The sequence below is a fragment of the Gallintestinimicrobium propionicum genome (assembly GCF_025567525.1).
GTDB lineage: Bacteria > Bacillota > Clostridia > Lachnospirales > Lachnospiraceae > Gallintestinimicrobium > Gallintestinimicrobium propionicum.
On sequence record NZ_JAOQJY010000011.1, the window covers coordinates 113,210 to 120,863 of the forward strand.

Here is a 7,654-nt window from a genome sequence, read left to right on the forward strand (position 1 = left end):
AAAGAATTTACCGATATAAAAGGGGGAGTATAGAATGATAAAAAATATTTCTTTTGTATTTCAGAAAATCTGGCAAAAGCATCGGGGGTTGCTTTGCTACCTGATTTTATGTGTTCTGTCGTCTTTGGGAATTTCTGTGGTCGCTGTCTGGTTTCCGGCGTTTGTGGTTTCCAGAATTTCCACCGGAAAGGCAGATGCAGCGCAGCTGGCGGCGGCAGGGCTTGTTGCAGTCTGTGTTTATGGACTGCAGCAGATGGCGTCTTCCGGGAGGGGAATGCGGCAGCTGTTTTTGTGCCGGGATTTTCTGTATGAAATCTTTTTAAAACGTTTTGATAAAGCCTGCGCTTACGCAGAGAGCACAGAGGGACAGAAAGCATACGGAATGGCGCGGCAGACTGCCCTGTGGGGAAGTGATTTTCGCATATTTCTGGAAGGCATTCTGGATCTGTGCGTGTGTATTGGCTCCTTCGTGTTGTTCGGAGGGGCAATCTTTGGTCTGCAGCCGGGACTGTTTTTCGTGTTGCTTTTGTTATCCGCAGCAGGATATGTTGTCTGTCATAAAAATGAAAAAGCGTACCAGAGACTTCTGGAGGAGCAGGCTGGGGAAAACCGACGCTTTTTCTATTTTATCGGGGCTGCGCAGAATGAAAAATACGGTAAAGATATGCGCCTGTATCAGTTGTCAGAGGTTGTTTCCGGGAAAATAGACGGGTGTCTGAAAAGCCTGGTACAGCTGCAGAAAAAATACTTTTCTGTACTTGCGCGTTCCGGAATGCTGGAGGGCGCGATCGCCTGTGTACGGGATATTGTGGTATTTCTGTATCTGATTCAAAAGTGCGCTGCGCAGGAAATTTCGGCGGCTGAATTTGTCCTGTATTATGGTATTGCGATGCAGTTTTCCAATTTTGTTACGGTATTTGTACATAGCTATAGTCAGCTGCAGACCGGAAGCAAGGGAATCGAAAAAATCCGGACATACATGCAGGAGGGCGAAGCGCCTGCTGGACAGCAGAAAACGGAATGTACGCAAAAAGTGGAATGCGCGCGGGCAGCGGAGGAGATCTCCTTTCAGGATGTGTCGTTTGGGTATAATGCAGGCAGGTTCGTAATTGACGGACTGAATCTGAACATCCGGAAAGGGGAAAAGCTTGCGCTGATCGGGGAAAATGGGGCTGGCAAAACAACGCTGGTCAAGCTTCTATGCGGTCTGTATCCGGTTTCGTCCGGGAAAATTACCATACAGGGGACGGAGGTTTCCAGAGGACAGGCAGATTTTATCCGGGATCAGGTTGCTGTATTGTTTCAGGATGCGCTGGTTCTTCCATATACCGTAGCGGAGAATGTTTCGTTGAAACCGTTGGAAGAGACGGATCAGAATCAGGTCTGGGCAGCTCTGGAACAGGCGGGACTTTCGGAGCGGATAAAGCAGGAGCCAAACGGAATTCTGACCCAGATGACAAAGGCGGTATCCGGGGATGGAATTTCCCTGTCCGGTGGAGAAGCGCAGAAACTTCTGATGGCGAGGATGCTGTATCATAAATCGGCACAGATCTGGATTCTGGACGAGCCGACAGCAGCGCTGGATGCAATTGCGGAGAGTGAAGTTTATGAAAAATTCCGGGAACTTGGAAAAGAGAAAACCTGTATCTATATTTCCCACAGGCTTGCGAGCACACAATTTATGGATCGTATCATTCTGCTAAAAGACGGGAAAATACAGGAAAGCGGAACCCATAAAGAACTGATGGCGCAAAACAGAATGTATGCGCGTCTCTATGAAATTCAGAGCCGGTATTACAGGGAGGAGGAACAGCAATGAAAGAAAAACGAAAAGTTCCTGTTCGGGATACAATAAAATTGCTTTGGGCGATGGATCGGAAGTTCCCTGTAATTGTGATTCTTCAGGGAGGATTGAATGCCCTGCTTTTTTATCTGCCGGTACTTTTGGTTGCCAGAATTCTGGATTTGCTGGTTTACAGGGAAAATTCTGCAGATCCGGTTTCTATAGCAGTTGTTGGACTGGTCGGAATCTGGCTTTTGAAAGGTGTAAAAGCGCTTCTGGAAAAGGAGATGAAAACCAGAAGCTATCAGATTGCCATGCGTTTTGAGACGCTTGTTCCGGTAAATACCCTGAATATTTCTTTTTCTGATCTGGAATCGGATTATGCAAAGGAAATGCGGGCGAGGATTTTGGCAGACCGAAGCTGGGGAAGCGGATTTTTTGGAGTCGCAGATAAGTTTTGCAACCTCTGCAATTCCGGGTTCGAACTGCTTGGTTCGGTTATTATGCTGATTCCGCTTGCAATGCAGGTTTCCGGGAGCGCGGCGGGGAAGGTTGCGGCAGCGCTTCTGTTCAATATTGGTCTGGCTGTGGTCGGCGCGTCGGTTTATGCCAAATGGTATCAGAAGAAAGAATCTGCTGCGATGAATCAAATGACTCAGGCAGAAAAGAACAGCCGCTTCTGGTATATGGATGAAGGCGGAAGCGGTGCGATCGGGGCACAGTCTTTGAAAGATATTTTTATGTACCGTGCGAAGAAAATGATCCAGAAAACGATCAATACAGAACGGGAAGGCGTCAGGAAAAATGTATTTACCATTGCCAGAATCAATAGTGCAGGCGGGCTTGGAACTGGCATGATTCAGGGAATTTTGCTGTGTGTTTCCTATTATTGCGTGCTGGCGCTGGCAATTGCCGGGACGATCACGGTCGGCATGGTGCTGCGGTATGCGCAGGCAATTTTTCAGGCATGTATGTCGATTTCAGCATCCATCCGGTTGGCAGGGGAATTTCGGACGGATGTTGGCAGGATCGCAAGTACCCTGGAATATCTGAACCTGGAAGCAAAGAAAACAAAGGGAGATTCTTTCACAGAGATGACAAAAGGGGTGATTGAGTTTCGGAATGTTTCTTTCCGGTATCCGGGGACAAAAGAGCTGGTTCTGGATCATGTCAGTTTGAAAATCGAGCCGTCTGAGAAAATCGCAGTGGTCGGGAAGAATGGAAGCGGGAAAACGACGCTCGTAAAGCTTCTTTGCAGGCTGTATGAGCCGGAGGAGGGAGAAATCCTCTGGAACGGCAAAAATATCCGGGAATATGATTTGAAGGAGTGGCAGAAGATTTTTGCGATCGTTTTTCAGGATTATTCCCTGTTGTCCCTGACGCTTGGGCAAAATGTAGCCGCTTCTGAGCAGTATGAAGCAGAGCGTGCAAAAGAGGTGCTGCAGCTGGCAGGCTTTGGGGAACGTCTGAATAAACTAAAGAAAGGTCTGGAAACCGTGGTATATCCGGAATACGAGCAGGATGGCGTTTCGTTTTCCGGAGGAGAAGAGCAGAAGATTGCGATCGCAAGGGCGATTTATAAGGGCGGTCAGATTTGCATTCTGGATGAGCCGACTGCGGCGCTTGATCCTGTTTCAGAAAGCAGGGTTTATGAGAGCTTTGATGAGATCGTCAAGGGTAAAACTGCGGTTTACATTTCCCACAGGCTTTCCAGCTGCAAGTTCAGTGACCGGATTTTTGTTCTGGATAACGGGAAAATAGCGGAGAGCGGAACGCATGAAGCGCTGCTTTCCCAAAACGGGCTCTATGCGCAGCTATGGCAGGCTCAGGCGCAGTATTATAAAGTGTAGAGGAAAAGAGAATGGAACAAATTTTAAAAGAAAGAGGGCAATTTGATCTTAATATTGTTTTTTTTTGATGATTTATTTAATGCAGATGAACTATCGTGTATTGATCAACCAATTGCGGCATGTGCTGGAATATATGGTTCAGATTATAAAAACAATATTGCTACCTGCCCCTGGGAAAAACGATAGGAACTTCAAAAAAGTCTTCAAATTATTTTTGATTCACGACAATAGAATGCTCGCAGAGCGTGCATTCTATTGTTTGATATAACTGGGGGAGACAATGATTCAGAAATACATACAATATCTCCGGCTCATCGGATTGGGGAAAGGACGGATTTTTCTGCATATCCTGATTCATGTGCTGGACGGTGTGCGGGAATTTGTGGTCAATATTTTCGCAGTGAGCTTTTATATTTCCTGTCTGCAGGAGGGGGACGGGAAACGCTTTTTCGCAGGGCTTCTGTTTTTTTGTGGGATCAATCTGGCACTTCGGGGCGTGAGCAGATGGTATCGGGAATGCTACAGCGAACAGGCGGATATTTTGCAGGAAGGGCGGATTATGCACCGGATCGAGGAACGTGCAACTGCAGTGCCGTATGCCTCTTATGAGAAAACGGCGTTTTTGAACCGGTTGGAATATCTTGCCAATCATGCATCTGCGACTTATGAAAAAATCATGGGAAATATCGGAAATACGGTTCGGCTGGCGTCGGCGCTTGTGGCAGTTTTGACCTATCTGGCGACGCTTGATCCGGTTCTGTTTGTCGTGGCGATTGCACCGTTTCTGCTGACGATGGTGCTGCGCAGACAGGGGGAAGTGCGGCATGATTATGAAGTGGAAAAAAGTGTCCACGACCGGAAAAAGGCGTATGTATGGCGCAAATTTTTCTTCCATGAAAATATGGAGGAGCTGCGCACTTCGGATGCCTACAGCATTCTGGATCATTTAAACCGGGAGGCGGAAACGGGAAATTGTACGCTTGCTCGGGAAAAGGGCGGAACGCTGGCGGTGCTCGGTTTTCTGGCGGATAATCTTGGCGCGACGTTTGCATTTACTGCAGGAAATATTTATGCACTGTGGAAATTCTGGACGCAGGAGGGACTTCCGGTTTCGGAATATTCCGTGCTGGTATTATCGATTGCAAACCTGAATGCGAAACTGGTTCGTCTTGGAACAGAGTATGCACGTTTTACGGAGAATCTGCTTTATGTAGAGGATTTTCTGAACTTTTTTGCCGAAGAAAAACCGGCACAAAAGGACGAAACGCAGGAGGAAGCATTGCAGTCTGTTGAGGCGAAACAGCTTTCGTTTACTTATCCGAACGGGACGGCTGGACTGCATGATATCAGCTTTTTAACGAAAAAAGGGGAACGCGTTGTGATGGTCGGGGAGAATGGCGCAGGAAAGTCCACCTTCCTGAAAGTGCTGCTGGGGCTTTATCCGGATTTTACCGGGAAGCTGTACAGAAATGGGGCAGTCAGCCGAACCGGAATCGGGAAAAACGTGTTTGCGCTGCTGCAGGATTACCGGCTGTATCCGGCGACCGTGGCGGAAAATGTTTTGCTGCGGGAATGCAGAAAAGAGGACGAGCCGCTTGTCTGGGAGGCGCTGCGAAAGGTCGGTCTGGAAGAAAAAATCAAAAGCCTGCCGCAGGGCATTCATACTGCAGTGGAGCTGTTTGAAGAAGGGGAAAAAGCCATGTTTTCCGCCGGGGAAGGACAGCGGCTTGCTCTGTGCAGGGTGTTTGCAGGCGATTTCGATGCGGTAATTCTGGATGAACCGACAGCATTTTTAGACCCGCTGACAGAAGCGGATATTTTGCAGGAAGTGCTGGAAGCGACAAAGGGAAAGCTGTTGATTTTCGTGACGCATCGGTTATCCTTTGCACGGCAGGCAGATCAGATTTTATATCTGAAAAACGGAATGATTGCAGAGCATGGAACGCACGAAGAGCTGATGGAAAAGGGCGGCGACTACTGCAGGATGTTTACGACGCAGCGACGGCAGTATTTTGCACAGGAGGGGGAAAACGATGCGGTTTAACGGGTTGAAAAGTCATCTGCGGCTGCAGAAGCTCCGCTTTCTGGATGCACCGGGGCTGTTTTTACTGGAAATTGTGCTGACGGGCGCATATGACCTGGCGGATGTGCTGGCGAATGTCCTTGTTTTGAAATGGATGATCGGCGCGCTGATGGGGCGTGATCTGATACGGGCAGCGTGGGTGCTGGGAGGATTTCTGGTGTACCAGCTGTCAGTGAGCTTTTTGTGGCACTGGTATTTTGAACGGGTTTATCCGCAGTGGAAGGAACGTCTGGAATACAAATTAAACCGTAGGTTGTACCGGATTATGCTGGACGCGCGACTGTAGGAAATATAACGACGAAGGGTATTTTCATGGATACCGCAGGGCGTTGCAGTTTACGCAGACGAAAATGGAAGAAACGCTGGAATTTTACCGGCAGCTGTTCGGCAGTTTTCTGGCTGGTGCGGTAGCGGTCGTCATTTATATCCGCATGGATCAGATGATCGTTGTTTTCGTTTTGCTGGCGTTTGTGGCAAGCCGTTTCTGTGTCAAAAGTCTGGTGGAAAAAACGAACGCAAAGCGGGATGAACAGAACAAAAAGGATGCATTGCACCAGAACTATTTACGGATTTTTCTGCGAAAGGAATATGCAGCAGAGGGGCGGATTCTGGGCTGCCTGCCATTTTTCGTAAAACGGGATCAGGACAGCTTTTCGCAAAAGGCGGAGCAGACGAAACAGTGGAATCGACGTATTTTTCCAATTGCGTTCGGGCGGGAGATCGGGAGCGATTTTCTGTTTATCGACTGTTTGATGATCGCGTATCTGGGGTATTGTTTTTTCTGGAAAAAGACGATCGGACTGGACGATTTTGCGGCGCTTTTGAACGGGACGCACATCATCCTGTATGCGCTGTCCGTGCTGTTTGAGCAGATGGCGGGAAGAGCCGGGGAGTATGCCGGATACATCGACGGATTTTTTGATTTTTGCGAACAAAACGGAGAAGTGTCGAATGACAAAAACCAGGAATCCATGGCAGCGGACAGCAGGACGATTTCAGAGATTTCGATGGAGCATGTCGATTTCGGATACGGGGAGAAGAAAGTCTTACAGGATATCTGTTTTCAGATGAAAAAGGGGGAAAAGATCGCATTGGTCGGAGACAGCGGCGCTGGAAAAACGACGTTCATCAAGGTTTTGCTTGGACTTGGAAAAAAGGACAGCGGAGCGGTTTTGGCGGATGGAGCAGCCATTTCGACGAAGGCAGAATGGGAGGAATGTCGGAAGCATTTCACGGTGCTGTTTGCCGGAAATCTGCTGTATGCGGCGTCTTTGGCGGAGAATGTGGCGCTTTCCGAAAACGCAGATAAGAGCCGGGCTGCGGACGCGTTGTGCGAGAGCGGTTTGTATAGAAAGGGGACCTCTGTTCCGGTCGAAAAACAGGTGTTGCGGGAATTTTGCGAGGACGGTTTCCTGTTTTCAGAGGGACAGAAACAGAAGATTGCGCTGGCGCGCGCCTGCTATTATAACACGGAGTTTCTGATTGCGGATGAAGCGGCGGCTTCACTTGATCCGTTTGCAGAGGATGCGTTTAACAAAACGCTGCTGCAGGGGCATCCCGATCAGGGCGTGCTCGTGATTTCGCACCGGCTTTCCGTGACGGCGCTGACGGATCGAATCTATGTCATGGAGCATGGACGGATTACAGAGTGCGGCAGCCATCAGGAGCTTTTGGCACGAAAGGGGCGTTACTGGCAGATGTGGGAGAAGCAGAGGCGGGGATATGCGTGAAACGTGGGCAGATCCCCAATCAAAAATGCAGCATATTGAATAGCGGTTGCTGTTGATTTTTTTCGAAGTATCGTTTACATTAAATCTATGATGTCGGGGGCAAAAACCCCCGACCTTGATGCCTGCGGATTGTTCCGTGCTGCGCACTCCCACAATCCTGCCCGATAGTCGCATATCGTGGGATTATCATCCCACTTTTATGCTCCTA

General features: G+C 48.7%; 5 protein-coding genes. All 5 read left to right on the plus strand.

Annotated features, from left to right (window positions below; translation table 11 throughout):
• The first annotated feature begins 34 nt into the window (after positions 1-34).
• Positions 35-1,819 (plus strand): ABC transporter ATP-binding protein, encoded by a 1,785-nt coding sequence (locus OCV62_RS09800; RefSeq protein WP_262586412.1) that lies wholly within the window; start codon positions 35-37, stop codon positions 1,817-1,819.
• Positions 1,816-3,633, plus strand: a complete 1,818-nt coding sequence (locus OCV62_RS09805; RefSeq protein ID WP_262586414.1) for an ABC transporter ATP-binding protein — start codon at positions 1,816-1,818, stop codon at positions 3,631-3,633. Before OCV62_RS09800 ends, OCV62_RS09805 begins: the two co-directional genes overlap by 4 nt.
• Positions 3,634-3,913: 280 nt before the next feature.
• Positions 3,914-5,677 (plus strand): ATP-binding cassette domain-containing protein, encoded by a 1,764-nt coding sequence (locus OCV62_RS09810; protein ID WP_262586417.1) that lies wholly within the window; start codon positions 3,914-3,916, stop codon positions 5,675-5,677.
• Positions 5,667-6,002 carry a hypothetical protein gene (locus OCV62_RS09815; RefSeq protein ID WP_262586419.1) on the plus strand — a complete coding sequence of 112 codons (336 nt, stop codon included), beginning with the start codon at positions 5,667-5,669 and terminating at the stop codon, positions 6,000-6,002. Before OCV62_RS09810 ends, OCV62_RS09815 begins: the two co-directional genes overlap by 11 nt.
• Positions 6,003-6,066: 64 nt before the next feature.
• Complete coding sequence (locus tag OCV62_RS09820) at positions 6,067-7,446, plus strand: ATP-binding cassette domain-containing protein (RefSeq protein ID WP_262586421.1); 1,380 nt, start codon at positions 6,067-6,069, stop codon at positions 7,444-7,446.
• The last annotated feature ends 208 nt before the right edge of the window (positions 7,447-7,654 follow it).

Bases quoted from the DNA above. Each gene is read 5' to 3' on its own strand.
- OCV62_RS09800 (WP_262586412.1), top strand. From the start codon at position 35: ATGATAAAAAATATTTCTTTTGTATTTCAGAAAATCTGGCAAAAGCAT.
- OCV62_RS09805 (WP_262586414.1), top strand. From the start codon at position 1,816: ATGAAAGAAAAACGAAAAGTTCCTGTTCGGGATACAATAAAATTGCTT.
- OCV62_RS09810 (WP_262586417.1), top strand. From the start codon at position 3,914: ATGATTCAGAAATACATACAATATCTCCGGCTCATCGGATTGGGGAAA.
- OCV62_RS09815 (WP_262586419.1), top strand. From the start codon at position 5,667: ATGCGGTTTAACGGGTTGAAAAGTCATCTGCGGCTGCAGAAGCTCCGC.
- OCV62_RS09820 (WP_262586421.1), top strand. From the start codon at position 6,067: ATGGAAGAAACGCTGGAATTTTACCGGCAGCTGTTCGGCAGTTTTCTG.